Consider the following 25,795-nt stretch of genomic DNA (forward strand, 5'->3'; position numbering starts at 1 on the left):
ATTGATTTTCTGAAGGAAGGAATTCATCGCCAGCCCGCTGTTTTCGTCAAACAGCTCCCACCCGGGATCGCCGTCGATCGGCATGCCGGTTTCGGCCAAAACCATCCGTGCCCGCACCGCATCACCGCGCGGCACAGAAATGCTCGTACCATCTTCCGACACCATGGCATCAAAGCCCGCATTCGCCAGTGTCGCTTCGATTGAATTCGCAGAGGTGATCGACAGATTCGAATAAAGCGGCGCGTAGTCCGGACGAGTCACCGCACCGATGCCGAGAATCATCAACAGCATCACGCCGATACCCGCCCCGCCAAGCACCATAAGCTTGTTACGACCGAGCGACTTAAGATTGTCGAGTAATCCTTGCATGATGCCCCTCAGCAGCGATTTGTTATGGATATATTGAACAATTCATGCCTCGTGGCAAGTATTAAACAATTTTTAACCTTGTGTTTTTGGCCCTGAGAGACGAATGTACATTAACACCAAGTTAAGGTTTCCACATGGCCGATAAAGCAAAAAAAAAGCCAGCCGCGGCAAAGCAGGGCACCCCTGCTGACGCAGCGGACCGGCCGCGCGGATCGCGCAAAATGCTGATTGCAGCGGCCTTGATGTGTGTGGTCTCGCTCGGTGGTGGCTTCTTCCTTGCGCGCGCGGCCTATGTCAAAGACGCAGAAGCCTTCGAGCCCGAGTACAAGAGCGATGAAGCCGAACACGCTGACGCCAAAGATAACGACGCTGCACCGCAAAAACCAAGCGACGAAACGCACGGCGAAGCCGAAACCGACGATCACGCAGACGGCGAAAAAGACGCTAAAGCAGCCGACACCGGCTTGCTTGATCTGGGCGAGATGCTGACCAACATTCAGGGGTTCGACCAGAACGGATCCCCCACGTCGGTTTATCTTAAGGTTAACCTGATGGTCGCCTACCGCCCCGACGACGGCGCGGACAAGCTGATGGCAGAGCGTCAGCCTTTCATGCGCGATCTCTTTAACGGGTACCTGCGTGGACTGACGGAAAACGACGTGCGCGGCATGGCGGGCATTCTGTATATCAAGGCCGAACTGCTAAAACGCGCCCGCGCGGCTGTTGGCAATGATCTGCCGCAGGAAATCCTGATCAAAGACCTGATCGTGCAATAGGGGGCTGAGATGAGCGCGAGCGATACAGCAACACGACCCGACGAAACAGGCCCTAACCTGATAGACGAGATCATCCGCATGTCGGATTTCACCTTTGACCGGCTTCCTATGCTGGACATCATCGGTGATCGCATGGTTGAAAACCTTTCAGTCGCCCTGCCCGATTTATTGCGGGCCATGTGTGAAGCATCGCTGGCATCGCTCGATTATATTCCAATGGGCAAAGTGATCGAAGGGCTGCCCAAGCCCACGTTTCTCGCCATCGGAACAGGCCATCCGTTCGTCGGCGAAATCCTTGTGGTGATGGACCAGACCGTTCTGATGACTGCGGTAGAGTTGATGCTGGGCGGCAATGCCAAGAATATCGACTTCGACAACACTGATCCCTTCACAGCTATTGAACTGGGCTTTGGAGAGCGGCTCGCCTCTGCTGTCTTTGCCGAGCTGGAGCGATCACTGTCGGTTGTAGGGGCCGCGAACCTAGAGCTGGACCGCATCGACACAGAGGTCGAAGGCGCTGCAATTGCCAAGAATACCAGCCTTTGTGCGCGGCTACGTTTGTCTCTCACCTTGGCAGGCAACACAGGTAACCTTGATCTGGTCATTCCCTATGACGCCCTAGAACAGATTCTGCCTGATCTTGGCAAAGTCTATTTCGGTGACCGCATGGTGTCGCAAGACCAGTGGCGGTCCCTTATCGAAGCGCAGATCGAACGTGCCCATGTAGAATTGGATGTCGTGCTGTCCGAAAACGTCTTTCCCCTACAGAAGATCATGTCGTGGCGTCCAGGCGATACGATTGATTTTGGTATCGAAGAAGGGCGCGACGCGACAGTGACTTGCGCCGATACCCCGATGTTCAACGTATCTTTGGGGAAACGCAATAACGGCTACGTGGCTGTGCAAATTACCGAAAAGCTGGAAATTCTGGAGGACCACGAAGATGATAGCAACGATAATTGACAGTCTGATCGTCGTATTGCTGATCGGCAGCATCGGCTATGGGTATGTGGTCTCGATGAAGTTACGCAAGCTGACCGCGACGCTGAAGCAGCTTGAGCCGCTGGTTGAACAATTCTCATCGGCGGTCGATAAATCCGAGCAATCGGTGCATCACATGCGTGAAAGCATTGAAACCGCGCAGCGTGTGCCTGACCCCGTCGACGAACCACGCCCCGTAGAAGAAGCCGCCGCCTCTTTCGCAAGCCGCCGCGCCACCAAGCCCGTTCCGGCCGAACGCAATGGCGTCCGTGTGGTGCGGGATAAAAAGGAAATGGTGCGCGCATTTTTCGAAAATTCCTCTGCGGCGAAGGGCTGATAGATGTTTGGATCAGGTATGTTTAACGGCAAGATTATCATTGGGGGGCTGGCGCTTACGCTCTGTGCCAAAGCGGCCCTGTCCTTCCCAGAGCTGCCGATGTTCAAAGATAGCCCCCTTCCCGCGCAGCCAATGGTCGTGCTTGCGGCGGAAACCAAGGAAGAAACGGAGCTGCAGCCGGTTCAGGATGCGCCGCCCTTGGTCGCTAATCTGCCCGACCTGTCAAACGGCTGCGAAGCGCCGGAAGACGTGCTTATTTCTTTGACCAAAGAACGTGAACTGGTGCGTTTGCAACAGGTAGAGCTGGAAAACCAGCGGGCTGAATTTGCCCTGGCACGTGAACGGCTTAACATCGAAAAGGCGTCGCTAACGGAACTGAAGACGTCTATCGAGAGCCTGTTGGGCCGCGTTGACGCCGCACAGACCGATGACCTTGATCGATTGATCCAGCTTTATACAAATATGAAGCCTACGGATGCCGCGCGTATTATGGATGATCTGGATATCGAAACCACCATCATGATCCTCGGAACCATGAAGCCAAGAACTGCCGCGCCAATCCTTGCGAAAATTCCCGCAGTGCGTGCCCGCGCGGTTTCCAAGATTATTCTTGAACGCTCTCAATTGCCCGCAGACCAGGACCTAACGGGCATCAAACTGCGCTAATTCGGGTCGGTCCGCAGGATTGATCCCTGCGGTGCCGCGCGCTTCTTATTGTTGCGCAGATCAAAGACAAAGCTAATAATCTCCGCCACGATTTCCCAATGGGCGACGGGGATGACCTGATCGACTTCGATCTCGTCATACAGCATCCGCGTTAACGGCTTATTCTCGATCATTGGAATATTGTGTTCCGATGCCACCTCGCGGATACGCCGCGCCAGATGATCAGCGCCCTTGGCAATACAGACCGGGGCCATGTCCTGCGCAGGGTCATACTTCAGCGCAATCGAATAATGTGTGGGGTTGGTCAGGATCACATCCGCCAAAGGCACGGCGGTAATGGTCCGCTGCTGCGACAACTCGCGGCGACGGCGCGCCCGTTTCTGGCGGATTTCGGGGGAGCCTTCGGATTCTTTATGCTCGTCCTGGATGTCCTTCTGGCTCATCCGTTGCTTGCGCCGCCAGTCAAAACGCCGCCATAAGATGTCGGCAATCGCAATGGGCACCAGCAGAATTGCCGCTGCAATCAGCAGCTTCACCGCGGCGGCGGTCAGATAGCCGGGCAGGTGCTCTGGGATGAAACCAGCCGATGTCCAGATGCGCCGCACTGCTTCATTCGTAAACCACACGGCGAGCCCGCCAATCGCCAACACTTTGACGATACTTTTCACGAATTCGACCAGCGCATTGGCCGAAAAAAGACGCTTAAATCCCTCGAACGGGGATAATTTCGAAAGTTTGGGTTTGATACGCTCGGCGGCAACCACAGTTTCGCCTTGGATCACCGCGCCAATCGCGCCCCCTAGGAACAGCACACCAAAGATCGGAAGAACCGCCCAGACGATCATAAAGAAAAACTCGCTCATGATCTGCCCCAACCGAATGACACCCGGCTCCCCCGTGGCGACCAACAGGGTGGGAGCGTGGTCTAGGAGAACCGAAAGCGCGACCACAATTTGCGGGGCTTGATACGGCAAGATCAAGGCAGCGATCGCCAGCATCGCGACGACAACCACCATATTTCCCGTCTCTTTCGAAGATGGGACGTCGCCTTTCTTGCGCGCGTCCTTAAGCTTCTTCTCGGTCGGCTCTAGCGTCTTTTCTGTGCTATCGCTGTTCTCGGCCATGACTAGATCCTAAACCCCATGATCCATTCTTGGAACCGCGTCAAAAAGTAATCAAGCATGGTTGGCAGGGCGATGGCAAGGATCAGTAGCCCTGCCCCAATCAGCAGCGACGCCGCGACAAAGAACACGGGCAGCTGCGGCATCATCCGGTTTGCCAACCCCATACCTAGGTTCAAGATCACCCCCATCACGAAAAATGGGGCCGCGATCGCCGTGCCAATATAGAGGCTCGCACTTGCCACGCGCAGAATTTGATCCGCCAGATCTGCTAGGACGAACTGACCGGGCGGAAAAACTTGATAGCTGGCGAGCAACGCGCGGATGATCAGATGATGGGTATCTGTGACAAAAATCATGGTAGCCGCACTCATAAGCAAAAGACTGGCGACCATTGTGGCCCCTTCAAATGATCCGAACGAGGGTCCAAAGGCATTCGCCAAACCGGATACCTGCCCCACCTGAAATCCGGCAAACTGCAATGCTGACAAGAGGATACGTGCGCAAAGCCCGATCCATAACCCAATCAACACCTCAGCGCCGAACAGGAATACCGCGGTCACGATACTGTCGGGTAACGAGCTTGCGACCGGGGTCAGAGGCAGCAGCGACAGGCTGATCAGCATCGCGAGCGATAGACGCGGCCGTACCGGAATCTGAACCTCGCCAAAACCCGGCATGAACATCAGCGCTGTTCCAATGCGCGCAAACACAACGAAGAATGAGAAAAACAATGACGAAATGAAAGGTTCGATTGCCACGGGCCCTTACCCGACGGTGCCAACGGTACGCAACGACGCTTTGCGGTGGACTTCGTTATGCGAAATCACCTGGGTCATTGGGCTGACCCGTTCCAGTATCGACCGCACGTAGGGACGCGCTTGGGGGCTCACTAAAATGGCCGGCCATTCATCCGCACTCGAGAATTTTTGGATTTCTTTCCGCACAGCAAGAACGAACTCCTGCACGCGCGATGGAGACATCAAAAACGTCTCCTCTCCATTTGCCTTCGAAATAGAGGTCGCTAACTCGCGTTCCCAATCACTGCCCAGGTTAATCACCGGTACGTACCCTTGAGAATCCTTTAAGGACTGGCAGATTTGCTTGGCGAGTTTGCTCCGCGCATGTTCGATCACGGTCCGGATATTCTTGGACGTCGCACTGGCCTCGGCGACCGCCTCGATGATCATTGAAAGGTTCCGGATCGATACCCGTTCAGCTAGTAGCGCTTGTAGAACATGCTGCAACATGACGGCTGAGCTGCTGTCCGACCCATTTGAAAGCAGTTTTTGGTATTCCTTATCCTGCCCTTCGATCAGTTCCTGCGTCGCAGCGTAGGTGAGTATCTCGGGCATGTGCTCTTTGATCACCTCGGTCAGGTGGGTGGTAATCACACTTTCAGGATCGACAACCGTCATCCCCATCAGCTCTGCTTCGGAAGCGCGCGTTTCGTCGACCCATATGGCCTCGAGCCCGAAGGTGGGCTCGCGTGTGCGCTTGCCGGGCAAATTGATCTCCTGCCCGGAGGGGTTAATGACCATCATCATCATCGGATCAACCTCACCGCGCGCCGCCTCTACGCCTTGCAGCGAGATGGTGTAGGTATAGGCGGGCAGTTCGGCATCGTCCTTAATCCGGACAAGAGGAAGGACAAAGCCAAAGTCCTTTATAAACAGAGACCTGAGGCTTTTTACCTTGCCTGGCAGGGCGGCATTCACTGATGTAATCATCGGGACAAGCCCGGAACCAAGGTCAAGCCGCACATCATCCACCCGAAGCATATCCGAAAGCTTGTCTTCGGTACTTTCAGCAGGGGCGGCCTGGCGCGCTGCCGCTAGTTCTTCGGCTTTATCCCGCTCTAGAAAAGACTTTTGCATGATATAGCCAAACCCCACCATGCCGGTCGACAACGCAAGAAAGATCATCAGCGGAAAGCCGGGCAGCCAACCGATGCAGAATGTCAGGCCGCCTGCGACATAGAGCGCCTTGGGGAAGTTGCTAAGCTGGCCTAAGACTGCTTCATTCGCGGCACCCAGCGTCCCGCCCTTTGTCACGAGCAAACCAGCGGCAAGGGAAACCACCAAAGCCGGGATTTGCGTAACCAGACCGTCCCCGATGGTCAGCACCGTATATCGGCTCATGGCATCGCCGACGCTTAGGCCGTGGCTGATCATCCCAATCATAATGCCGCCGAACACATTAATCAGCGTGATGATCAACCCGGCGACCGCATCGCCCCGGACAAATTTCGACGCACCATCCATGGCCCCGAAGAAAGAGCTTTCTTCCTCCACCGTTTTACGCCGTGTTTTCGCCTCCTCCTCTGTAATCGCGCCCGCCCCTAGGTCAGCGTCGATCGCCATTTGTTTGCCAGGCATCGCATCCAACGAGAATCGCGCTGCGACTTCTGCGATCCGAGTAGAGCCCTTAGTTATGACGATAAAGTTAATGATCACCAGAATTGTGAAAACGATGATCCCGATGATGAAATCGCCGCCCAGAATGAACTGCGAGAAACCTTCGATGACATTCCCTGCGGCACCTGGGCCATTGTGGCCTTCACTTAATATTAATCTGGTTGAGGATACGTTGAGGGCGAGACGCAGCATCGTGACGACCAGCAGCAGCGTCGGAAAGGAGTTAAATTCAAGAGGTGTACCGATCCACAACGCCACCATGAGAATCAGTACAGATAGCGCGAGCGAGATCGCAAGACCAAGATCGAGAAAGAAAGGAGGCAACGGAATAAACAGCATTGCCAGAATGAGAACCATCCCCACGGCAAACCCGATGTCGCGATTGGCACCACTCAGCTTTGCAAAGCTGAAGGGCACCGGATTTGTGTCGGGTGTCGCCACGTTCAGTTGACCTCCGCATAGTGGGGTAGGACCGGGGTCAACACCTGCGTCGAATAAATGGATAACGCACCGCGCGTTTTCCCGGAATTCGCGCCGCTTAGATCTGCGCTCCAATTAAAGTCGGGCATGTCGCGGGCAGCTGCAACCTGTTGCGGTGCGTTGTCGCCAGCGCTGACATCACTCGCAAAGCGGGTCAAGAATGCTTGGGCGATGCGCTGGTTCTGCTTCAACTTCTTTAGGTAAACCGCTTTATAGCTGGCGTTTGAGGAATGGTACCGGCCAGCCGCCTGCCACCAATCGCCCGTCTCGTGATAAAGCGATGTGAGAAAGCGCGCGGCATAGTCTACGTTATGCACCGGTGCCGTCGCCTCCTCGAGCGAGGCAAACTGGTCACCATGCCAACGCTGATTGATCTGCATACAACCGACATCTGTCGACCGAACGCCACGCGCCTGGGTCTCGCGGACATGCGCTTCGAGGGCCAGCTTGCTCCCGAAAAATGTGCCGGTGCCATTCGTATTTGCGGTCCAGGGCCACACCACCAACTTGTTGTTCACTTCGCGACCCGCTTCTTGAATACCTATGGCCAGCAGCAGGTTTCCCGGAATGTCATAGCGTTGTTCAGCTGCGAGAATTTCCTCAATGCAAATCCGCATCGGATTTTGGTTCGTGCTTAGCGCCGCAGGTTTTACCGCCGATACCGACGCGGTGTAAAACCCCGACCAGCCAGCTTTGTCCGCTTGTGCAGATATCGGCAGCAATACCGCCAGCAAAAATGCAGACAAGCGCACCCTAAAGCCCCCCATTGGCCACAAGGTCGAAAACCCGGTCAGACAGGCCTACGAGTGTCGAAAAGATAAAGGGTATACTGATCGCAAGCGTTACAAAGATTGCGGCAATTTTCGGCACAAAAGTCAGCGTCATTTCTTGAATTTGGGTCAAAGCCTGGAAAAAGGCGATGGCCAGTCCGACCCCAAGCGCCACGACCAGCACCGGCGCTGATCCGATCAGTGTCACGGTCAACGTCTGCCGGATGATCTCGTAGATAGTGACAGGATCCACAGTGGACCTCCGAAAAACATGGCGTACATTAACCTGATGTTAAACCGGCATGCGCATAACTTCTTGGTACGCTTCCACCAATTTGTCACGCAACGCCACCGACACCTGAACCGTCTGCTCCATCGCCATGGTGGCCTGAACAACTTCCTGAAGGCTGCCCTGCCCTGTCAGCCCCTTGATCGCCATCTGGTCGCCGCTGCGTACGGATTCCACCGCCTGCGACGCCGCATCGCCAACCATTTGCGAGAAATCTTTGGGAGCGGGGCCTGCAGCCTTCGGTCCGCGCGTTTCTCCCTGAACCGTCTTGGAATAGGCGGCTTCAACATAAGAGGAACGGATGGCGGAAAAATCTGTCATTCTGGCACCTTACTTCAACAGCTCGACCAGCTGACGGCGCATATCGCGCGCCTTGTCCAGCATCGAAAGGTTTGCTTCATAGCTGCGCGCGGCTTCGCGCATGTTGCTCATTTCGATCAACGGGTTAACGTTCGGCATCTTGATGTAGCCATTCTGATCGGCCGCTGGGTGCGATGGCTCGTACCGCAGGGTAAAGTCGGCAGCATCCCGCGTTACGCCCGCAGACTGCACAATCGCCGCGCCGGTGGCCGGATCGGTCCCGCTTTCGAAGGAAATGGCCTTGCGCTGATAGGGGTCACCCCCAGCCGTTTGCGCGGTCGAACTCGCGTTGGCAAGGTTTTCAGACACAATGCGCAACCGATCACCCTGCGCGCGCATCCCACTGGCTGCTGTTGTTGAAATTCTGGAAAGAGAATCCATCGCGCCCGCCTCCTATTACCGTCGACCTGCAACGGCATAAACCATCTCATGCGCCTTGCGGTACAAACTGGCTGCCATCTGAAACTGTCCCGAAGCACTATTCGCCTCGACCAACTGCTCTTCGAGATTCACGTTATTCCCGGTCATGGTCGCGCCAGAAAGAACCTTTGCCTCGACCACTTCGGCCTCTTGCAACCCCTGCGACCTGCCGGTGTCCTCAAGATAGCTTGCGAAGCTTTGAACGTCCTGCGCCCGGTAACCCGAGATATTTGCGTTGGCGATATTCTCGGACACGACGTTTTGCCGCGTGGCAAGCCACTGCAAACGCTTGGGGGCAAGACTGAACAAGGATGTAGGATCTGTATTCATACTAGACTCATAATCTATCCTTGATATATAGCAAGGATAGAATATTTTCGAAAGAGTATATTTTGACTTCTGCCTTCGCAAACCTGCAAAAGTCCATCTATTCATGCGCCAGCGCAAAGATCTCGGGCACCGTCAAATCAATCACCGGCATGACCTTGACGGTCGGCGGGCTGGAAGCAATGGCGGCCATCGGCAGCCAATGCAGAGTACACACCCCCGCAGGGCATATTGACGGTGAGGTCGTGAGCGCGCAGGGAAGCGACCTTTGTGTCTTGCCCTTTGGCACATGGGAAGGCGTGTCTGTCGGAAACGCGGTCGAATTGATCGAACATGACGATATGGTTTTCCCCGACGAGAGCTGGATCGGCACGGTGGTCGATGCGCTTGGCCGCCCGCTCACTCAATATGCACGCGCCCGACGCCCCCGACGAAAAACCCGTTTTCGCGCCAATCCGCCCGGCGCGTTCGATCGTAAAATGGTCGGCGAGAAGCTAGAGACCCAGATCAAATGCATCGACATCTTTACGCCCATTTGCCGCGGACAGCGGATGGGGGTTTTCGCGGGCTCCGGCGTTGGGAAATCCACGATGATGGCCATGCTCGCCCGCAATACGGATGCCGATGTCATCGTGATCGGGCTGATCGGCGAACGCGGACGCGAGGTACAACAGTTCATCCAAGAGGATTTGGGCGAGGAAGGCATGGCGCGCGCGGTGGTCGTTGTCTCTACCGGGGATGAGGCGCCGCTGCTGCGCAAGCAGGCCGCGCTCACCACGACTGCGATTGCCGAATACTTCAAATCGACGGGCAAACAGGTGCTGCTACTGCTCGACAGTGTCACGCGTTTTGCCATGGCGCAGCGTGAGATCGGCCTCGCCCGTGGCGAGCCACCGACCCTACGGGGCTATCCGCCGTCGGTCTTCAGCGAGCTTCCGCATTTACTAGAGCGCGCAGGCCCCGGCATGGCGGCCGAGGGCGACATAACAGGGCTTTATACCGTGTTGGTGGACGGGGATGACATGAACGAACCGATCGCGGATGCGGTGCGCGGCATCGTGGACGGGCATCTGGTTTTGGATCGGCGCATCGCGGAACAGGGGCGCTTTCCTGCGATCGACCTGCAAAAATCACTGTCACGGATGCTGCCGGGGTGCCACTCCCCCGAGGAGTATGAAATCACCAAAGTCGCGCGCAAGGCTTTGGGCCGCTATGCCGATATGGAGGATCTGATCCGCCTTGGGGCCTATAAATCAGGGTCCGATCCTGAAACTGATCAGGCCATTACCTTCTTTCAGGCAGCAAGCCCGTTTCTGTCACAAAGCCGTGGCGACAAAACGCCCGCCGCCGAGGGGTTTGCAGATACCTATCGGATGATCCTTGAATCCGGCATCGACGACCCGCTGCGGAGTTTTTTCGAGGAACGCGCCCGCGCCGAGGCTGGTCAGGCGCAATAAAAAACCGGCGGGACGCATGTCCGGGCCGGTGGTTTGTGTCCTCAGGGCCCCTCCCCACCAAAGGCGGAGAGGGTGTTTTCATAAAACGCCGAAAGCGAATTAACGGAACAAGCTCAGGATGTTCTGAGGGGCCTGGTTGGCAATCGACAAGGACTGCGTCGCCAGCTGCTGCTGAACCTGATAGGCCTGCAAACGTGCCGCTTCTTCTTCCATATCCGCATCAACCATCGAGCTCACGCCGGAATCCAGCGTGTCCGTCAGGCTGTCGATGAACTCCATCTGACCTTCCAGAGCGTTCTCGGTGATGCCGAGGGATGTGGCTGCAGTGATCGATGCTGCTAGCTGCTTTTCAGCAGCCGCCAGTTTAGTCCGTATGTTAGTTTCATCATTTGCACCGGCTGAAGTCTCTGCAGTATCCGCGGCGGATACATCGATCGCTTCGAAGGCTGTTTTGATGTCGTTTAGGTTAACACCTTCAAAGGAGAAAGTCGTTGTCCCAAAACCAGCCGAATCCCGCTTTACGCCGTTGACCAGAGTGACAGGTGTACCTGCCGTACGCCCGCCAGCGCCGTCATCGACCCCGAGGGTTGTCTTTGTACCGTCTACCAAATTATCGCCGTTAAAGGTGGCCTGCTCGATTGCAGTTCCCATGTTCTTAACAAGCGCAGCAATTTCGAGCTGAACATCATTACGATCCACGCCGTCGGTTTGGGCGAAGGCAACACGCTCAACAATCTGTTGTGCAATGTCGGCAACAGTTTCGGCACCAAGACGGGCTGTCGCGACGGAGTTCTTGGTTGCGGTCATGCCTTCGTTGATGGCTTTGAACATGCCGCTGTCGCCCTTCATCGTCTCGGAGACGGCGAAATAGGCAGCGTTGTCTTTACCAGATGCCACTTTCAGACCCGTGGAAACACGGTCCTGTGTTTGGTTCAGCCCGCGGTTCACGTCTTTCAACGTGGCCAGAGCGTTCATTGCGGAGCTATTGGTGAGAATGGACGACATTTAATGTTCTCCTTGCTTCTCGTATTGATCCAGTCTTCTGACTGATGCTGGCAGGGGGCCAGCTTTATTTATATTTTACTCAGTTGAAAGCGGGCTGGACGATTGTCAGTGCCAGCCCTCCCCCACCATAGATGGAGAGGGTATTGTCATAAAACGCCGAAGCCGAATTAACGGAACAAGCTCAGGATGTTCTGAGGCGCCTGGTTTGCAATCGACAACGACTGCGTCGCCAGCTGCTGCTGGACCTGATAGGCCTGCAAACGCGCCGCTTCTTCTTCCATATCCGCATCAACCATTGAGCTCACACCGGAATCCAGCGTGTCTGTCAGGCTGTCGATGAACTCCATCTGACCTTCCAGAGCGTTTTCGGTAATGCCGAGAGATGTCGCAGCAGTGATAGATGCTGCCAGTTGGGTTTCGGCAGCACTCAGTGCAGCGCTCATGTCGATATCATCCGGAGTTCCCGGAGTGGTTTCACTATAAACCTTCACGCTCTCAAATGCGGTTTTAATCGCGCCAAGGTTCACGCCTTCAAAATTGAATGTCGTGGTAGCGAAGGTGGATCCATCGCGTTTGACACCGTTGACCAGAGTTATGGAGTTATCGGTTGTCCCGTCATCCATTTTTGTCCCATCAACCAGGTTATCACCGTTGAAGGTCGCTTGTTCGATTGCGGTACCCATGTTCTTTACAAGCGCATCGATTTCCAACTGGACATCGGCACGGTCAACGCCATCGGTTTGAGCAAAAGCAACACGTTCAACGATCTGCTGCGCAATGTCAGAAACAGTTTCTGCACCCAGACGGGCTGTCGCGACGGAGTTCTTGGTCGCAGACATGCCTTCGTTAATGGCTTTGAACATGCCGCTGTCGCCTTTCATCGTCTCGGAGACGGCGAAATAGGCAGCGTTGTCTTTACCAGACGCCACTTTCAGACCCGTGGAAACACGGTCCTGTGTTTGGTTCAGCCCGCGGTTCACGTCTTTCAACGTGGCCAGAGCGTTCATTGCGGAGCTATTGGTGAGAATGGACGACATTTAATGTTCTCCTTGCTTCTCGTATTGATCCAGTCTTCTGACTGAGGTCAGCCGTAGAAAGGCTAACCTGAACTACTTAGCAGCTCAGGTTAAAGCAGGGTTAACAAAATGGGTAAATCGGTAGAAAGAGGATCAGAATTTCTGATCAATGCGCATATTTTTGTCGGCAACGCCGCTGACACGTTGCCCCATCTTCCCGTAATTCCCGTCTAGATCATTGCGATTGCTGATCTTTTTCACCTCGCGCAAAATGGTGCGCGCCGCGACCGCCATGCGGGACAAAATGGCGCTGTCTTCTTCAATCGCGCTTTTGAGGTGCCTGAGGTGCCGCTTGACCTCCAGCTCCGTCATAATCGGGTGATCGATAAAGGGCTCTACAAGCGGCGTTTGCAGTTCCAACCATTTCAGCGCGCGGGATTTCTCCTCGAAGATCGCGCTGACGACGTCCAGATCGCCGGCCTTGATCGCGTCTATCTCGCGGTTCAGCACGTCGATTGTATCGTGGATCTTCGCCACATAGGCGTGGATGTTTTCTTCGTCCTGCGGGGTTAACGCAGGCTGGTCCGTCGCCTCCCCCTCTGGGGTGCTGCCGCGTTGACCAAAGCGGAAGGTGCGCGACATCATTCGCCCTGCCCTCCGATCGTGAATTTGCCCTGACCGTAAGCATCCAGCATCTGCGACACGCTGCCCGAGAACCCGAAACCGCCCTGTTCGACAAGCTGGCCAGCAACGGCTTCTGACATGAACGACCGCCACATATCGGCTTGCTGCTCGCCCCCAAACGCAGATGAGCCGGCCGTCTTCATCATCTCATCGACAAACTGGGTCAGAAACACCTTTTCGAATTCCTTGCCCGTCTGCGCCGCGCGATCGGGCTTGGCGATGTCGAAGGCAGGCTGTGCCGACGTGATTGGACCCGTCATCAGATAATCTCCAGATCGGCGTGTAGGGCACCGGCGGCTTTGATCGCTTGCAGGATCGCGATTGTCTGCCGTGCGCCAACGCCAATGGCGTTCAACCCATCAACCAGTTCCTGCAGGCTCACGTCACCGTTCAGAATGCTAAAGCTGCCGTCGGTTTCCTGGATATCGATTTCCGTTTCGGGCACGATCACGGTCGTCCCCCCGATAGAGATGGGTTTCTCGCTGATCACAGCCGTATTGCCACCAACACTGATTGGACCGGGCTGGCTAACGCCAAAGTTCTCGCGCACGCGCACGGTCAATCCGCCTTGACTGATGGCAACCTGCGCGATCCGCACATCAGCTCCCATGACGATGGTGCCGGATTTCTCGTCGATCACGACCCGCGCAACGGCATCCGGCGTGACCAGCAGATTTTCAACTGACATGATCGTCTCTGGGGCGTTGCGCTTGTCACCGACCCAGACCTCGATCGTGCCGGAATCCAGCACTTCGACCTGACTAGACCCGAGGTGTCGGGCAATCGCCTCGCGCACACGGTCAGCGGTCGTAAAATCCGGATTGTTCAGCGCAATCCGGATGCTGTCGAGCTGGAAGAGGCTAAATTCGATCTCGCGTTCAACGATGGCACCGTTTTCGATCCGTGCGATAGTCGGAACGCCGTCCACGACGCTCGCGGCATTGCCGTCCACGCGATACCCCGAGGCCGCGACCGCACCCTGTCCTACGGCATAGACCTCACCGTCTGCACCGGTCAGCGGTGTGATCAACAAGGTACCACCGCGCAGGCTGGTCGCATCGCCCAAGGACGACACCGTGATATCGATGGGCGAGCCGCGCCGCGCAAAAGGCGGCAGCTTGGCCGTAACCATCACAGCTGCGGTATTTTTGGTTTTCAGCGTCTCGCCATCCAGATTGGCAACGCCCAAACGTTCAAGCATGCCGCGAATGGATTCACGCGTGAAGGGGCTAGAGTTCAGCTTGTCCCCCGTCCCCAAAAGGCCCACGACCAAGCCATAGCCGATCAAATGGTTTTCCCGAACCCCTTCGAAATGCGCAATGTCCTTGATCCGAACCTGCGCGCCCGCGGGGACTGCCGGCAACGCAAGCAGCGCGGCAGCCGCAATCACCTGCAAGCCGCGCAGCCATGCTGAGAAAGGGGGTCGCTGGCGGTGCGCCATTGCGAAATCTCCGGTACAAGAACAGTTCAACTATCCTTGCCATAATCACGTAGCAGACCGTTTTATACAAGTTAAATCATCTATTAATTGTTGCTACCGCAGAATATACTTGCTACCGATAGGAATAGTCAGGGTTTAGGGCACAAAAACATGCGCATGTATATTTTCGAACAGCGGAAAGAACGATGCGCCGGCCTAACCGCAGAACTGCGCAGCGCAGGTATCGAGCTTCAGTTCGTCACAGCCGAGTTTTTCACCACCGGGCTTGGCCCGTTGCTGCAACCTGGCCACCAAACCAATGCGGTTTTGATCGGTGAAGGCGATGACACGCGTGAGTATATCCGTGCGATGCGCACAGCAGGCTGCGTCAATCCGGTCATCGTCCTCAAGGATTTCCGCAACGCCAAAGACACCTCAGATCTGCTGAACCTCGGGGCCGATGATGTGATCGTAAGCCCTATACGCGGTGCAGAAGTGCTGTCGCGGACAAATTCGATTATCCGGCGGCACTATGGTCACGCCTCTGAAAGCGTGATTGTCGGAGAGCTGACGGCCTATTTCGACGGGCGCGACCCGATTGTGTCTGGCAGCCGGATTAAGTTGTCGAAACGAGAATACTCGGTGTTTCAGCATCTTGCGCTGAACTCGAACAAGGTCATCTCGAAAAACGCGATCTATGACGCCATCTATGGCAGCAGCATCGACCAGCCGTTTGACAAGGTGATTGACGTCTACATCTGCAAGCTGCGCAAAAAGCTCGCGTCGGCGTCAAAGTCGGGCTGGCAGTATATCGAAACCGTACATGGTCGTGGCTATAAGCTCAGCTCGCCCGAGGTGACCTCCAAGGCAAGCTGATCAGCGCAGATAGTTCAGGATCGACAGGCTCGAGAGCCGCGATGTCACCTGATAGCTCGCTTGCAACTGCGTTTCCAGACTGTTCATCCGCGTGGCTGCCTCATAGGGGTCGACGCTCTCGTAGTTGGAAATCTGCGTGCGCTGGACCAACGATAGATCATTCAGCTGCATCTGTGTTTTCTCGACGATCTGCTGGTTGAAACCGATCCGTGCAGAGATATCCAACATCCCTTCCTGCGACGCTGACAGGCTGTCGACGACCTCTGACATCCAAGTGCTATAGGCCGCGTCATCCATCTGGCTCACATCCGAAACAGCAAGCATTGCCAAGCCCTTATAGGCATCGCGGAAGGATTGTTCATTCGCACGCACGCCATATGCCACCTCTTGGCCGGTATTCACCCAAGCACTAAGCTGCTTTGTCTCGTTGCCAGCTGCATCGGCTTCGGGCGACGCTTGATAAAAAGTGCCTTGGAAATTTCGGCTGGCATCGGCGTCTTGAGACTGGAAAACCGCGTCGATCTGATCTGCAATCGCTTGGGCACTTGCGGGATCCGTCGGCCCGGAACCAAAGATTTCCTCCATCACGGATTGCGGTGACCGCCCGGTTTCAGCACTGTCTTCCGGCCAACGTGTCAGCGCGGTCTTGTTGGATTCCAGACCGGAAAACAGGTTTTCCCCGTTATACGAGGTGTTCATCGTCGACACGAGGCTTTCAAGGGCTGCCCGCGCCTGCATCTGGAGCACTTCGGCCCCATTGTTGTCCCGCGTTGCATTGACCAACGCGCTTTCCAGCACCGATTGCACCTGCGTGCGTGCAGCATCGACCGAGGCGAGCATCGCGTCAAGCTTGCTGCCGAGGACCTTGTTAGACGTGATGAAGGTTTGCGTATTCGCCTCTCGGCCGTGCAGTTTCATGACCGACGCGGCGCGCGGGCCCAGATCGGCATAGATGTCGGCCTTTTTTCCGGTCGCGACTTCCTCGCCCGCACGCTGCAACGCCATTGTGTTGCTCTGTACGTTCTGTCGGTTGAAAAGGTTAAACTGAAACGACGAAAAACTACTGATGCCTAGAACCATTTTATCCGCCTCATACCGCTGCGATCAGCGTGTCGATCATCTCTGACACTGCTGCGAGCACTCTGGAATTTGCCGCGTAACTTTGTTCGATCAACAACAATTGCTGCATCTCGTCGTCGATATTGACGCCCTCGGAATTGCGTCGCGCCGACATCACCACCTCGGCCGCAGAGGCCGCTGCATTGAAATCATTCTCGGCCCGCGCACGCTCTGCCGCCTGACTGGTGATCATCTCGGCTGAGAAATCACGCAATGAGACCTCGCTCGGAATGCCTGTGCCTTTCGCGGCGTTCATGGGGTCATCAAGTGCGGTCAGAAAGGCGTTGATTTGCCCCATTTCAGACCCTGCACCAGGGGAAACCGCCTCTAACCCGTCCCGAATACGCCAAACCTCGGCATCGCCAGTTGAGGAAATCTTGTCGTTCACCTGCAAGCGGCTGGCCAGTCCGGTGAGGTTATCGGGATCAAAAGCACTGCCGTTGTCGGTGAACAAGCCTGCCTCGTTCGGTTCCAGGCTGGCGTCGGCCCCTTCGAAGGTCTGGATCAACCCGCGGGCGAATTCATCCAACTGTTGACTAAACCGCGGTATCGTCTCTCTTTTCAGTTCGGATAGCCCCGCAAGACTGCCGTGCTGCACACCGCGGACGCCGTCTTTGAACGGGGTGATGTCTTGTTTGCCCGCCATCAGCGTCCCGTCACTGGGGTTAAAGGTCACGTCCTGAACCACTTGCCCTTCAAGCAAAGCCGCACCGCTGACGGTATATAGGCTGATCGACCCATTGGACGACCGGTGCATCCGCGTATCCACAATGCCCGATATCTGATCAAGGATCGTATCTACTTTTTCATCAAATTGCGCAGCCTCTAGCGATCCTGGCGCAAAACTGCTGCCCGAGGCATTCAGGTCACGCAGCTGATAGAGCGCGGTGTTCAAATCCGCGACTTCATAGCGGATCTCCATGTTCACGTCGCTCAGCGTGGTGGACAAGGTCGTCGCCGCCCCTTTGACCGATCGCGCCAAATCCTCTGCTGCCAACGCAACCGCGGTCTGCGCACCATTCGACGATGGCATATTTACCAGTGTTGTCAGACTGTTCTGAAAATCGTTGAACCGGTCCGCGGGCGACGTACCATCGCCGGGCTGCCCCAGATAGGAAGTATAGCTGGTCAGCCCTTCCTGAATCGATTGGTACTGCGTCATCCGGGCGTTTTCGAGCCGCGACATCCGCTGCAGCGTCGCATCGACTTCGCGGCGGACCTCGCTGATCACAGCGCCGCCTTGCCCGCCGCTGGCGGTGACAAGCACCGCCTCGCGCCGGACATACCCCGGGTTCATCGCATTCGACACGTTATCCGCCGCGACCCGCGACTGACCCTGTGTGGTATATAACCCGGCCGTGGCCGAATTCAGCGCGCCCGTAAGGCTCATGTCATGCTCCGGTCAGACCGTCTGGATTATCGCTTCAGACGGGTGGTTTCATCCATCATATCGTCGACGGTCGTGATAACTTTGGCGTTGGTAGAAAACGCCCGCTGCGCTTTGATCAAGTCGGTCATCTCTTGCGCAATGTCCACGTTAGAGCCTTCAAGCGCCCCGGCGTTGATCGACCCAACGGTAGAGGAATTGGCCTGCAACGCAGAGAACGACCCGGTCTCGCCAGACAGGCGATAGGCGTTGCCCTTCACCTCGACCAGCCCGTTGGGGTTGGCCACAACAGCGACAGGAATATCGTAAAGGGCGCGGCGCATACCATTGTCAAAAATGCCGAACAAAGTGCCCTCTTCGGTGATCTCGGTACGCACCAACTCCCCTGCACTGGACCCGTCGCGATCAAATGCGAGGCTGAAGTCACCGGCGAACTGGCTGATCCCGTCAAAGCTGCCCGGCTTGCCCAATGTGATGTCGATCTCTTGCGGGACGACACCGTTATTCAACGTGATGGTTGCCACACCTGTCTCTGGATCAACTGAAAACGCAGCCGGTGCTGTCGCTGTCGACGTGGCGTTTGTATACCCTAGGGGCGAACCGGCGGCCGGACCTGCGTTGTTGAATTCGATTGTGACGCTGCCCAAGGGATCACCCTTCTGGTCCGCGATTGCCAGATCCCACGTATTGGCCGTCGTGCCGGGGGCCCAGGAAAAGCTTACCCGCTGGCTTTCACCCAAGGCGGTAAACACTTCGGATGAGGTCACAAAAGGCGCACCGGGTTCGGCCTGACCTGTATCTTGCGACGGCAGGTTGCCAAAGGAAGAAATGGTCGTCGTCACCCCGGCAGAGATATTCAGGTTACCGATGTTTACGGTTTCCATATCGCTAAACGATGTGCGGTCGACGGATCCGATGCCGCCATCCAGCTGATACGGATAACCGGCAAGGTAATATCCCGCCGCATTTTGCAGATTGCCCTTTTCATCCGGCAGGAAAGATCCTGCACGCGTGAGCATATAGTTGGTCTGAACTGTTTCGTTCGGGTTCATCGACACCGAGAAAAAACCATTCCCGCCGATCGCCAGATCGGTAGGCGAGTTGGTCGAGATCAAGCCGCCCGCTGTCGAGATGTCTATCTCTTCGACGGCATTAACCGACAAAACCCCGTCACCATTTCCGCCCGAAGCCGTGGTCGTGACCATATGCGCGAACCCGCGGCGGTACCCCACCGTGTTCGAGTTTGCGATGTTCTCGGAGATGCTGCCAACCGCTTTGGAGTTGGCGCGCAACCCGCTGACACCGGTCTGAAGCGCACTTGAAATGCTCATGTTTCTACCTCGTTATCGTTCTTGGTATTCTTGCCTAATAGCACAAATAGACGGATTAGTTTAAGGAAGGTTAAATTGTAGCGTTTTATTTTTGCCTAACCTTGCAATTTCGACGCATCAGGATGCGAGTTCATGGAGATATCCCTGAATTGGCGATACTTTCAAAAGCGTTTTCCAGCTGATCTAACCGCTTTGCAGCGCTGCTGGCGCTTAGAGGATCCACACCATCCCGTGCTTCAGAAATGCTATTCGCTAGCGATATCAGATCCTTAGACGGCGTAAGGCTAGGAAAGGATCGGGTGACCTTCTCTAGTGTGCCCTGATCTTCAGACCGGTAGGCCGCAATCAGCAACCGTGTGGCATCCTGCAAGGAAAAGGCCTGTGGGTAGTCCCGCCAAAGCTGCGATAAAGCCTCTGATGCCTGCGGCCAGCGCTCTTCTTCGGACAGCGCCAAAGCCACATCGCGCAGATGTTGTGCCGTCGGGGTATTGACCGACGCCTTCAATAATGCGGGCTTATCCCCCAGCTTTGATAGGGCTTCTGCCAACAAAGTCTGATGCGCTTGCATCAGCTCTGGCGCAACGCTCGGGTCCATCTGGTCAAGCGTCAGCCGAGCCTCGGCGAACTGGCCGCCGCGCATCTGGGCCTGCGCGAGCTTCAGGTGCAGGCGGAAAATATCCGCCTCACGCGAGGTGCCCTGTTCTTCCTGCTTTTCTTGCAGGATGCGCACCGCACGACGGTATTCCTTGGCCGCAAGGTCGGTTGACCCGAGCTTCAGGACATAGTCGCCCAACGTTTCGATCTGCGCCGTGAACCCTTCGGTGTACCGGAAATGTGGCAGCAGCCGCAGATGCAGCGCCATCCACGCCGACAAGGGATATTGCCCCTCGCCCCCCGTAGCATAGATACGCGCCAACAATTCTTGTGCACGTGCTTCGTTCGACGCCGCCTCGGCGCGCTCGGGAAAGCGCAGCAATATGCGACCAAGGGTCAGCACCGCTTCGGGATCGTTGCCAAGCGCATGATAAACGCGTTCTTGGCGATACAGCACTTCCAGCTCATAACGACCGCCGCGCCACGCTTCTGATCCGCTCTTTAGGGTCGATTGTGCGGCAAGCAACGCCCCCTTCCCGCCCTCGGCAAGCGCCATATCCGCCACCGCCATCCGCGCGCGCACGGCATATTGGTCCCAGCCCTCGGCGGCCTCTAGATATGTCCTAAGGGCGGTGGCCTCATCGCCCCGCTTTTGCGCCGCCCGTGCCCGCAGGAATGTCCCGGACGAAGCCCCCGCGAGGTCCGGCATTTCATCCATCAAGCGCAGCGTCGCATCGACATATTCGCGCTTGTCCAACTCTATCGCCGCCTCTAGCAGCACGGGCAACACTGCACGTACAACTGATTCAGGCTGCGTGCTGAGCCCGCCAAAGCTGGCCTCGATATTAAGTGACAGCCGCCGAACATCCGATGTCGCGATGGCATCGAGGCTGGCCCAAAAGGCTCGATCCGGCCGACTACCCGCCAGCGGCGAGGTCGAAAAAGGCGGCGTCATCGCCGTTGGAGCCTCTCCTGCAAGCAGCCGCACCGCGTCTGATAGCGCCCGATGACGTCGTATGGGACCAGGGGTCTCGGGCACCACATCGGCCAGTATGGCCCCTGCCTCGAACAGCAGCATATGCGACAGATACAGCTCTGCGATATCCAGCATCACACGGATTTGGTCGGGACCCCGCTGGCTGCCCAGCTTATCGATGTTGTGCCGCATATCGGCGCGCAAGCCATCCGCAGACCAGCGCCGCAAATCCACATCGCGCCGCCAGCTCCGCCCTGAATCTAAAATGCTGTGGTCAAGAGTATCCACGACATCCGTCGGCGCTGCCACAAGGACACCCGCCGGAACAGCAAGAACCAGCGCCCCTTTAAGCACAGCAAGGCAAATATATCGGCGCACAACTATCCTTGATATAGTAATTACAGCTTGCCTTATCCTTGTATTCATGAAAATTTATATTTGCAATAACATGTAGAATGCGGTTTTTGTTTTGCGTTAGCATCGTCGGGGGATGAGATGACAAATATCAGTTACGTGTCGCTTTCTCAGGCAACCGCACTGACGCGCAGCATGGATACTGCGGCGCATAACCTCGCCAACGCCACAACATCGGGCTACAAGGCGATCCACCCTGTGACCCAATCTGTCCCAGATGGCAGCGGTCAAGACGCCATCAATTATGTGCGCGAAAGCGGGACCTACCTCGAACTCTCCGACGGCCCTCTCACGCAGACTGGCAACCCGATGGACATCGCTATTGCCGGTGACGGCTGGTTCCAGTTTCAAATGCCCGGCGGCGAGACAGGCTATAGCCGCCACGGGCGCCTTGTGGTCGACGTGGACGGCCAGTTGAAGACCGCGGCAGGCATGCCGTTGATGGGCGTCGGCGGCGGCCCTGTGGTCTTGCCCGATGACGTCGGTGACGAGGTGATGATCACCACCAGCGGCACAGTCACCAACCCACAAGGCGCGGTGCTGGGGGCGATCAGCGTTGTGGCGATTAACCAAGCGGCCCAGATGCTGCCGATGGGCGCGGGCATGTATCAACTGCCCCCCAATGCAGGCCAGCCACAGCAGATGGAAAGCCCGCAGGTCAAACAGGGCTTTGTCGAAGGCAGCAACGTGAACGCTGTCCTAGAAATGACCCGGCTTATCGACATCCAGCGGGCCTATGAAAACTCGGTCAAGCTGATGGGGTCCGACGATGATCTGACCCGCACGGCCATCCAGAAACTTGGGCGCGTGTAACGCCCCCGAAAGGAGTATAAGATGAAAGCACTCGGGATCGCGGCCACAGGGATGCTGGCACAGCAAACCAACGTTGATGTCATCGCCAACAACATCGCCAACGCAAACACCACCGGTTTTAAAAGTGGTCGGGCGGCATTTCAGGATTTGGTTTATCAAAGTTTTGCAAGCGCCGGTTCGTTGACTTCGGAAGAAGGCACTGCGCGGCCCGTAGGCACTGATATTGGCCTAGGTGTCCAAGCGGCAGGGGTGATCCGCCACAACATGCAAGGCGGGTTGATCCAGACGGAAAACCAGATGGACCTCGCCATCGAAGGGCGTGGCTATTTCACCGTTAACCGCCCCGACGGGACACAGGCCTTCACCCGCGACGGGAACTTTCAGCTGAGCGCCGAAGGTCAATTGGTCACGCTGAACGGCTATGAGGTCGAACCCGCGATCATCGTGCCCGAACTCACGCGTCAGGTCGAGATCAACCAAGAAGGCGTGGTCATGGCCTATGTCGAAAATCAGCCTGAACCGGTGGAACTCGGCCAGTTGAACTTTGCGACGTTCCTGAACGAGGCTGGCCTGAAACCTGTCGGTGACAACTTGATGGAGCAGACAGCCGCATCCGGTGAGCCTGTGCAAAACGTCCCAGGCACCCCCGGCGTCGGCATCACGCGCCAAGGCTATCTTGAACAGTCGAACGTGAACATCATCCAGCAAATCACCGATCTGATCTCGGCTCAGCGCGCCTACGAGATGAACTCGAAAGCGATTGAAACCGCCGATCAGATCATGACCACAACCAACCAGATCAAGTAACGGGTTAGACCGATGAAACGTGTTGCCATAGCCCTGTTCGTCCTGTTCCAGCTTGCGGTCTTTATGGTCCCGGGCCCTGCAGCCGCGCAACCCGTGCCTGTGACTGACCTGATCGAAGAACGTGCTGTGGGAGAACTGGGCGCAACCCTGCCCGCAAAAGCCAAGCTGGAGATCCGCATGGCCGAGGGGCTGATCCAGGAAGGGAACTTTGTCCAGGAGTTCTGGATCGACCCTGACTCGGGCCAATTTATCGCGAATATCGTGACCGACAGCGGTGTGCCGCAGCGGGTCTGGGGCTTGGCGATGGTCACGCTGACCATACCAGTCCCGAACCGCCGTATCGTGCCTGACGAAATCGTGCGCGCACAAGACGTGTCGCTGGTCGAGATGCCCATGCAGCGGGTCGGCAGCTATGCGATCAATGAATATGAACAACTTGTCGGGCAGCAGGTCCGGCGCATGTTGGTGACCGGTCGCCCTGTGCCCCGCAATTCAGTCATGCCGCCCCGGATCATCAGCCGCGGCGAAAAAGTTAAGATCCGCTTGTCTCATGGCGGGCTGCAACTGACCGCAAAAGGACGCGCCCTGGATGATGCCCACAAGGGTCAGGAACTGCGCGTCGTCAATCTTTCCAGCAACAAGGCCCTGTCCACCATCGCGATGGCAGCAGGCGTCGTCGAGGTCGTACAATGACATCCCTTCGTTTATCCGCCCGCTTGGGCTGTATCCTTGCGGCGTCGGCGCTTTTGCTTTCGGCCTGTGGCGACTTCAAAGAAACCCACAACCCCACGGTCAGCGATCTGACGCTCAGCCCTGACCATATGGGCGAGGTCAACCGCATCAGCATTCCGATGCCCCTGCCCACGCCAGCCGACCAGCCGAAACGTGCAGATCAGGCCAGCCTCTGGAGCAAACAAACACCGCGTCTGTTTCAAGACCGCCGCGCGGGTGACATCGGTGACCTTGTGACTGTCCTGATCGATATTGATGACCGTGCGCAGCTGCAAAACGCCACCGGGCGCAGCCGCTCGTCGTCGACAGGCGTTGATGACCCCGATATCCTGAACTTTGATACCTCGACCGAAAGCGGGAAACTGATCGGGCTTTCCAGCAGTTCTTCAAGTGAGGGCGAAGGGTCAATCCGCCGCAACGAAAGCATTCGTCTGCGCGTCGCAGCGCTTGTCATCCAGACCCTGCCAAACGGAAATTTCGTGATCGCAGGGCGCCAGGAGGTCAAGGTGAACAACGAACTGCGCGAGCTCCGCATCGCCGGTATCATCCGCCAGTCGGATATCAACGTCGGCAACACCATCGACTATGACAAGATCGCCGAAGCGCGGATTACTTATGGCGGACGCGGACAGATTTCGACGGTACAAACTGCACGCTACGGTCAGGACGCGCTTGAAGTGTTCCTGCCCTACTGACGCGGGCCGCGGCTGTGATTAAATACATCATCATAGCCGCATGCGTAATCGGCGCAGGGGCCATGGGCTATGTCGGCGAACGCTTTATGCGGCCGACGCCTTCGGCTCCCTCCGGTCAGGCGGTGACGCAAGAACTGATGTTCAAAATGCCTCTGGGCAAGTTCACCATGCAGATTATGCAAAGTCGCAAGGTCCTGCATCTGATGTTCGACATGGATGTCTTTGTCATGGGGGAAGTGTCTTTTCACGAGATCAACGGTGCCGTAGGGCGTGCCCGTTTGCGTGATGCCACCGTTTCCGCGATTGCCGAACTGGCCGAAACAGACCAAAGCCTTGCGCAACCGATCGCCGAAGAAACCCGCAAGGCGGAGCTTGCAGCACAGATCGTACGCAAATTATACGTTAATTTTCCTGCGGTACGTACCGCGCGGCTGAACAGCTTTTACAGCAATATCACGCTGCGCGAGTAAAAGGTCCGTATTTAGCTGGCTGATTTCACGGTGATTGACGATGCCGTTTCACCACCATCCAACCCAAAAATGATCTCTCCCTCGCGGAAACGTACGTCTTCAACGCGGGCACTGCGGGACGGCTGGATCGCAATATTGTTGCCCGCCGCGTCTTTTGCGGTCAGTACGACGGTATATTTCCCCGCCAACTGCGCATTACCGTAATCGTCACGACCGTCCCATCCAAGAGGGTTCGATGTGCCGGACACCGCGGGCAAGCCGGTCATCGTGCGCACATTCCGTCCCAGCGGATCAAAGATTTTCGCAGTGACATTAGACGCACCGGCACCAACCTCGTAGGTCGAGGCTGTCTTGCCGTCCGCCAGCATCACCACGTCAGATTGCACTGTTACGTCGCGCCCCAAAAGGTCCGTACCACCAAGGTTCAGCAAGCCGCTGATCTGGCTGGTCAGCGTCTCAAGCTGGGTATTTGTCTGCACCGCTTGTTCGACCTGGGACAGCTGCGCCAACTGTGCCACGAACTGTGTGCTGTCGACCGGTTCAAGCGGATCCTGGTTCTGGATTTGTGCCGTCAACAGGGTCAGGAATTTGGTATAGTCTTCCCCCAGCTGGCCCAGTGAATCCTGCGCCGAGCTCTGGCTCGTGCTGGTGACGTTGTTCAACAGTGTCTGGCTTGTAAGCATGGA

At 56.5% G+C, this 25,795-nt stretch carries 29 protein-coding genes and 1 pseudogene; 11 read left to right on the forward strand and 19 right to left on the reverse strand.

The features are described 5' to 3' along the window. Positions 1 to 369: pseudogene (locus GLP52_RS16310) on the reverse strand (flagellar basal-body MS-ring/collar protein FliF); the annotation flags it as partial. 134 nt (positions 370 to 503) lie between these two features. On the opposite strand from GLP52_RS16310, the gene GLP52_RS16315 reads away from it, so the two are divergent. Genes GLP52_RS16315 through GLP52_RS16330 form a run of 4 tightly spaced genes read left to right on the forward strand, consistent with a single transcriptional unit; the run spans position 504 to position 3,129 of the window. Beyond that, positions 504 to 1,145, forward strand: coding sequence for a flagellar basal body-associated FliL family protein (locus GLP52_RS16315; protein WP_093732889.1), 642 nt, complete (start codon positions 504 to 506; stop codon positions 1,143 to 1,145). 9 nt (positions 1,146 to 1,154) lie between these two features. Further along, positions 1,155 to 2,108: a flagellar motor switch protein FliM gene (locus GLP52_RS16320; RefSeq protein WP_093732888.1), complete on the forward strand. Its 954-nt coding sequence runs from the start codon at positions 1,155 to 1,157 to the stop codon at positions 2,106 to 2,108. Next, positions 2,089 to 2,463, forward strand: a complete 375-nt coding sequence (locus GLP52_RS16325) for a flagellar motor switch protein (RefSeq protein WP_093732887.1) — start codon at positions 2,089 to 2,091, stop codon at positions 2,461 to 2,463. Before GLP52_RS16320 ends, GLP52_RS16325 begins: the two co-directional genes overlap by 20 nt. 3 nt (positions 2,464 to 2,466) lie before the next feature. Next, on the forward strand, positions 2,467 to 3,129 hold the full coding sequence (locus tag GLP52_RS16330; RefSeq protein WP_093732886.1) for a MotE family protein: 663 nt from the start codon (positions 2,467 to 2,469) through the stop codon (positions 3,127 to 3,129). Here the strand turns inward: GLP52_RS16330 and GLP52_RS16335 are convergent. The 8 genes from GLP52_RS16335 to GLP52_RS16370 are packed head-to-tail and all read right to left on the reverse strand — an operon-like array spanning position 3,126 to position 9,316. After that, positions 3,126 to 4,253 (reverse strand): EscU/YscU/HrcU family type III secretion system export apparatus switch protein, encoded by a 1,128-nt coding sequence (locus tag GLP52_RS16335; RefSeq protein WP_237273775.1) that lies wholly within the window; start codon positions 4,251 to 4,253, stop codon positions 3,126 to 3,128. The two genes, GLP52_RS16330 and GLP52_RS16335, sit on opposite strands and share 4 nt — an antisense overlap. A 2-nt stretch (positions 4,254 to 4,255) precedes the next feature. Next, positions 4,256 to 5,011, reverse strand: coding sequence for a flagellar biosynthetic protein FliR (locus GLP52_RS16340; RefSeq protein WP_237272927.1), 756 nt, complete (start codon positions 5,009 to 5,011; stop codon positions 4,256 to 4,258). Between the two features lie 6 nt (positions 5,012 to 5,017). Beyond that, a complete protein-coding gene (gene flhA, locus GLP52_RS16345) occupies positions 5,018 to 7,108 on the reverse strand; it encodes a flagellar biosynthesis protein FlhA (RefSeq protein WP_237272928.1) in 2,091 nt (696 codons plus the stop codon). 2 nt (positions 7,109 to 7,110) lie between these two features. Further along, positions 7,111 to 7,899 (reverse strand): lytic transglycosylase domain-containing protein, encoded by a 789-nt coding sequence (locus tag GLP52_RS16350; protein ID WP_237272929.1) that lies wholly within the window; start codon positions 7,897 to 7,899, stop codon positions 7,111 to 7,113. A 1-nt stretch (position 7,900) separates the two neighbouring features. Continuing rightward, the gene (locus GLP52_RS16355; RefSeq protein ID WP_093732882.1) at positions 7,901 to 8,170 is read right to left on the reverse strand and encodes a flagellar biosynthetic protein FliQ; all 270 of its coding nucleotides are present in this window, start codon (positions 8,168 to 8,170) and stop codon (positions 7,901 to 7,903) included. Positions 8,171 to 8,209: 39 nt separating this feature from the next. After that, positions 8,210 to 8,527, reverse strand: a complete 318-nt coding sequence (locus GLP52_RS16360) for a flagellar hook-basal body complex protein FliE (protein WP_093732881.1) — start codon at positions 8,525 to 8,527, stop codon at positions 8,210 to 8,212. Between the two features lie 9 nt (positions 8,528 to 8,536). After that, positions 8,537 to 8,947: a flagellar basal body rod protein FlgC gene (gene flgC / locus GLP52_RS16365; protein WP_093732880.1), complete on the reverse strand. Its 411-nt coding sequence runs from the start codon at positions 8,945 to 8,947 to the stop codon at positions 8,537 to 8,539. Between the two features lie 15 nt (positions 8,948 to 8,962). Next, a complete protein-coding gene (locus tag GLP52_RS16370) occupies positions 8,963 to 9,316 on the reverse strand; it encodes a flagellar basal body protein (RefSeq protein ID WP_237272930.1) in 354 nt (117 codons plus the stop codon). Positions 9,317 to 9,378: 62 nt separating this feature from the next. Here GLP52_RS16370 and GLP52_RS16375 point away from each other — a divergent pair, with 62 nt between their 5' ends. Then, on the forward strand, positions 9,379 to 10,770 hold the full coding sequence (locus GLP52_RS16375) for a FliI/YscN family ATPase (protein ID WP_237272931.1): 1,392 nt from the start codon (positions 9,379 to 9,381) through the stop codon (positions 10,768 to 10,770). Positions 10,771 to 10,869: 99 nt separating this feature from the next. On the opposite strand, the gene GLP52_RS16380 is transcribed toward GLP52_RS16375, so the two are convergent. From GLP52_RS16380 to GLP52_RS16400, 5 genes are all read right to left on the reverse strand, one after another. Further along, the gene (locus GLP52_RS16380) at positions 10,870 to 11,775 is read right to left on the reverse strand and encodes a flagellin N-terminal helical domain-containing protein (RefSeq protein ID WP_237272932.1); all 906 of its coding nucleotides are present in this window, start codon (positions 11,773 to 11,775) and stop codon (positions 10,870 to 10,872) included. A 167-nt stretch (positions 11,776 to 11,942) separates the two neighbouring features. After that, positions 11,943 to 12,812: a flagellin N-terminal helical domain-containing protein gene (locus GLP52_RS16385; RefSeq protein WP_237272933.1), complete on the reverse strand. Its 870-nt coding sequence runs from the start codon at positions 12,810 to 12,812 to the stop codon at positions 11,943 to 11,945. A 132-nt stretch (positions 12,813 to 12,944) separates the two neighbouring features. Next, positions 12,945 to 13,436, reverse strand: coding sequence for a flagellar biosynthesis protein FlgI (locus GLP52_RS16390; protein WP_237272934.1), 492 nt, complete (start codon positions 13,434 to 13,436; stop codon positions 12,945 to 12,947). Further along, positions 13,433 to 13,735 carry a hypothetical protein gene (locus GLP52_RS16395; RefSeq protein WP_237272935.1) on the reverse strand — a complete coding sequence of 101 codons (303 nt, stop codon included), beginning with the start codon at positions 13,733 to 13,735 and terminating at the stop codon, positions 13,433 to 13,435. Before GLP52_RS16395 ends, GLP52_RS16390 begins: the two co-directional genes overlap by 4 nt. Further along, positions 13,735 to 14,916: a flagellar basal body P-ring protein FlgI gene (locus GLP52_RS16400; protein ID WP_237272936.1), complete on the reverse strand. Its 1,182-nt coding sequence runs from the start codon at positions 14,914 to 14,916 to the stop codon at positions 13,735 to 13,737. The genes GLP52_RS16395 and GLP52_RS16400 overlap by 1 nt, the downstream gene beginning before the upstream one ends. A gap of 150 nt (positions 14,917 to 15,066) precedes the next feature. Here GLP52_RS16400 and GLP52_RS16405 point away from each other — a divergent pair, with 150 nt between their 5' ends. Continuing rightward, on the forward strand, positions 15,067 to 15,771 hold the full coding sequence (locus tag GLP52_RS16405) for a response regulator transcription factor (protein ID WP_093732873.1): 705 nt from the start codon (positions 15,067 to 15,069) through the stop codon (positions 15,769 to 15,771). Here GLP52_RS16405 and GLP52_RS16410 read toward each other — a convergent pair whose 3' ends face one another. The 4 genes from GLP52_RS16410 to GLP52_RS16425 all read right to left on the reverse strand — a co-directional run bounded on the left by GLP52_RS16410 (position 15,772) and on the right by GLP52_RS16425 (position 21,556). Next, positions 15,772 to 16,851: a flagellin gene (locus tag GLP52_RS16410; protein ID WP_272903480.1), complete on the reverse strand. Its 1,080-nt coding sequence runs from the start codon at positions 16,849 to 16,851 to the stop codon at positions 15,772 to 15,774. A gap of 10 nt (positions 16,852 to 16,861) precedes the next feature. Beyond that, a complete protein-coding gene (gene flgK / locus GLP52_RS16415; protein ID WP_093732871.1) occupies positions 16,862 to 18,280 on the reverse strand; it encodes a flagellar hook-associated protein FlgK in 1,419 nt (472 codons plus the stop codon). 26 nt (positions 18,281 to 18,306) lie between these two features. Then, on the reverse strand, positions 18,307 to 19,608 hold the full coding sequence (locus tag GLP52_RS16420; RefSeq protein ID WP_237272938.1) for a flagellar hook protein FlgE: 1,302 nt from the start codon (positions 19,606 to 19,608) through the stop codon (positions 18,307 to 18,309). A gap of 130 nt (positions 19,609 to 19,738) precedes the next feature. Then, on the reverse strand, positions 19,739 to 21,556 hold the full coding sequence (locus tag GLP52_RS16425; RefSeq protein WP_237273776.1) for a tetratricopeptide repeat protein: 1,818 nt from the start codon (positions 21,554 to 21,556) through the stop codon (positions 19,739 to 19,741). Positions 21,557 to 21,673: 117 nt separating this feature from the next. Between GLP52_RS16425 and GLP52_RS16430 the strand changes: the two genes are divergently transcribed. Genes GLP52_RS16430 through GLP52_RS16450 form a run of 5 tightly spaced genes read left to right on the forward strand, consistent with a single transcriptional unit; the run spans position 21,674 to position 25,109 of the window. Further along, positions 21,674 to 22,405 carry a flagellar hook basal-body protein gene (locus GLP52_RS16430; RefSeq protein ID WP_093732869.1) on the forward strand — a complete coding sequence of 244 codons (732 nt, stop codon included), beginning with the start codon at positions 21,674 to 21,676 and terminating at the stop codon, positions 22,403 to 22,405. A 21-nt stretch (positions 22,406 to 22,426) separates the two neighbouring features. Then, complete coding sequence (flgG, locus tag GLP52_RS16435; RefSeq protein ID WP_093732868.1) at positions 22,427 to 23,212, forward strand: flagellar basal-body rod protein FlgG; 786 nt, start codon at positions 22,427 to 22,429, stop codon at positions 23,210 to 23,212. 12 nt (positions 23,213 to 23,224) lie between these two features. Beyond that, a complete protein-coding gene (gene flgA, locus GLP52_RS16440) occupies positions 23,225 to 23,905 on the forward strand; it encodes a flagellar basal body P-ring formation chaperone FlgA (RefSeq protein ID WP_093732867.1) in 681 nt (226 codons plus the stop codon). Continuing rightward, positions 23,902 to 24,639: a flagellar basal body L-ring protein FlgH gene (locus tag GLP52_RS16445; protein WP_093732866.1), complete on the forward strand. Its 738-nt coding sequence runs from the start codon at positions 23,902 to 23,904 to the stop codon at positions 24,637 to 24,639. The genes flgA and GLP52_RS16445 overlap by 4 nt, the downstream gene beginning before the upstream one ends. A gap of 14 nt (positions 24,640 to 24,653) precedes the next feature. Next, a complete protein-coding gene (locus GLP52_RS16450) occupies positions 24,654 to 25,109 on the forward strand; it encodes a flagellar biosynthesis protein FlgH (RefSeq protein WP_237272940.1) in 456 nt (151 codons plus the stop codon). A gap of 11 nt (positions 25,110 to 25,120) precedes the next feature. On the opposite strand, the gene GLP52_RS16455 is transcribed toward GLP52_RS16450, so the two are convergent. Further along, positions 25,121 to 25,792 (reverse strand): flagellar hook assembly protein FlgD, encoded by a 672-nt coding sequence (locus GLP52_RS16455; protein WP_237272941.1) that lies wholly within the window; start codon positions 25,790 to 25,792, stop codon positions 25,121 to 25,123. Positions 25,793 to 25,795: the final 3 nt, after the last annotated feature.

The organism is Sulfitobacter sp. M22, from assembly GCF_021736025.1.
GTDB lineage: Bacteria > Pseudomonadota > Alphaproteobacteria > Rhodobacterales > Rhodobacteraceae > Sulfitobacter > Sulfitobacter litoralis.

Coding starts and splice junctions, on each gene's coding strand:
- GLP52_RS16380 (WP_237272932.1), bottom strand. CDS start 11,775: ATGTCGTCCATTCTCACCAATAGCTCCGCAATGAACGCTCTGGCCACG.
- GLP52_RS16320 (WP_093732888.1), top strand. CDS start 1,155: ATGAGCGCGAGCGATACAGCAACACGACCCGACGAAACAGGCCCTAAC.
- GLP52_RS16360 (WP_093732881.1), bottom strand. CDS start 8,527: ATGACAGATTTTTCCGCCATCCGTTCCTCTTATGTTGAAGCCGCCTAT.
- GLP52_RS16410 (WP_272903480.1), bottom strand. CDS start 16,851: ATGGTTCTAGGCATCAGTAGTTTTTCGTCGTTTCAGTTTAACCTTTTC.
- GLP52_RS16335 (WP_237273775.1), bottom strand. CDS start 4,253: ATGGCCGAGAACAGCGATAGCACAGAAAAGACGCTAGAGCCGACCGAG.
- GLP52_RS16430 (WP_093732869.1), top strand. CDS start 21,674: ATGACAAATATCAGTTACGTGTCGCTTTCTCAGGCAACCGCACTGACG.
- GLP52_RS16405 (WP_093732873.1), top strand. CDS start 15,067: ATGCGCATGTATATTTTCGAACAGCGGAAAGAACGATGCGCCGGCCTA.
- flgA (WP_093732867.1), top strand. CDS start 23,225: ATGAAACGTGTTGCCATAGCCCTGTTCGTCCTGTTCCAGCTTGCGGTC.
- flgG (WP_093732868.1), top strand. CDS start 22,427: ATGAAAGCACTCGGGATCGCGGCCACAGGGATGCTGGCACAGCAAACC.
- GLP52_RS16370 (WP_237272930.1), bottom strand. CDS start 9,316: ATGAATACAGATCCTACATCCTTGTTCAGTCTTGCCCCCAAGCGTTTG.
- GLP52_RS16455 (WP_237272941.1), bottom strand. CDS start 25,792: ATGCTTACAAGCCAGACACTGTTGAACAACGTCACCAGCACGAGCCAG.
- GLP52_RS16315 (WP_093732889.1), top strand. CDS start 504: ATGGCCGATAAAGCAAAAAAAAAGCCAGCCGCGGCAAAGCAGGGCACC.
- flgK (WP_093732871.1), bottom strand. CDS start 18,280: ATGAGCCTTACGGGCGCGCTGAATTCGGCCACGGCCGGGTTATATACC.
- GLP52_RS16325 (WP_093732887.1), top strand. CDS start 2,089: ATGATAGCAACGATAATTGACAGTCTGATCGTCGTATTGCTGATCGGC.
- GLP52_RS16390 (WP_237272934.1), bottom strand. CDS start 13,436: ATGATGTCGCGCACCTTCCGCTTTGGTCAACGCGGCAGCACCCCAGAG.
- GLP52_RS16420 (WP_237272938.1), bottom strand. CDS start 19,608: ATGAGCATTTCAAGTGCGCTTCAGACCGGTGTCAGCGGGTTGCGCGCC.
- GLP52_RS16330 (WP_093732886.1), top strand. CDS start 2,467: ATGTTTGGATCAGGTATGTTTAACGGCAAGATTATCATTGGGGGGCTG.
- GLP52_RS16400 (WP_237272936.1), bottom strand. CDS start 14,916: ATGGCGCACCGCCAGCGACCCCCTTTCTCAGCATGGCTGCGCGGCTTG.
- flgC (WP_093732880.1), bottom strand. CDS start 8,947: ATGGATTCTCTTTCCAGAATTTCAACAACAGCAGCCAGTGGGATGCGC.
- GLP52_RS16445 (WP_093732866.1), top strand. CDS start 23,902: ATGACATCCCTTCGTTTATCCGCCCGCTTGGGCTGTATCCTTGCGGCG.
- GLP52_RS16385 (WP_237272933.1), bottom strand. CDS start 12,812: ATGTCGTCCATTCTCACCAATAGCTCCGCAATGAACGCTCTGGCCACG.
- GLP52_RS16395 (WP_237272935.1), bottom strand. CDS start 13,735: ATGACGGGTCCAATCACGTCGGCACAGCCTGCCTTCGACATCGCCAAG.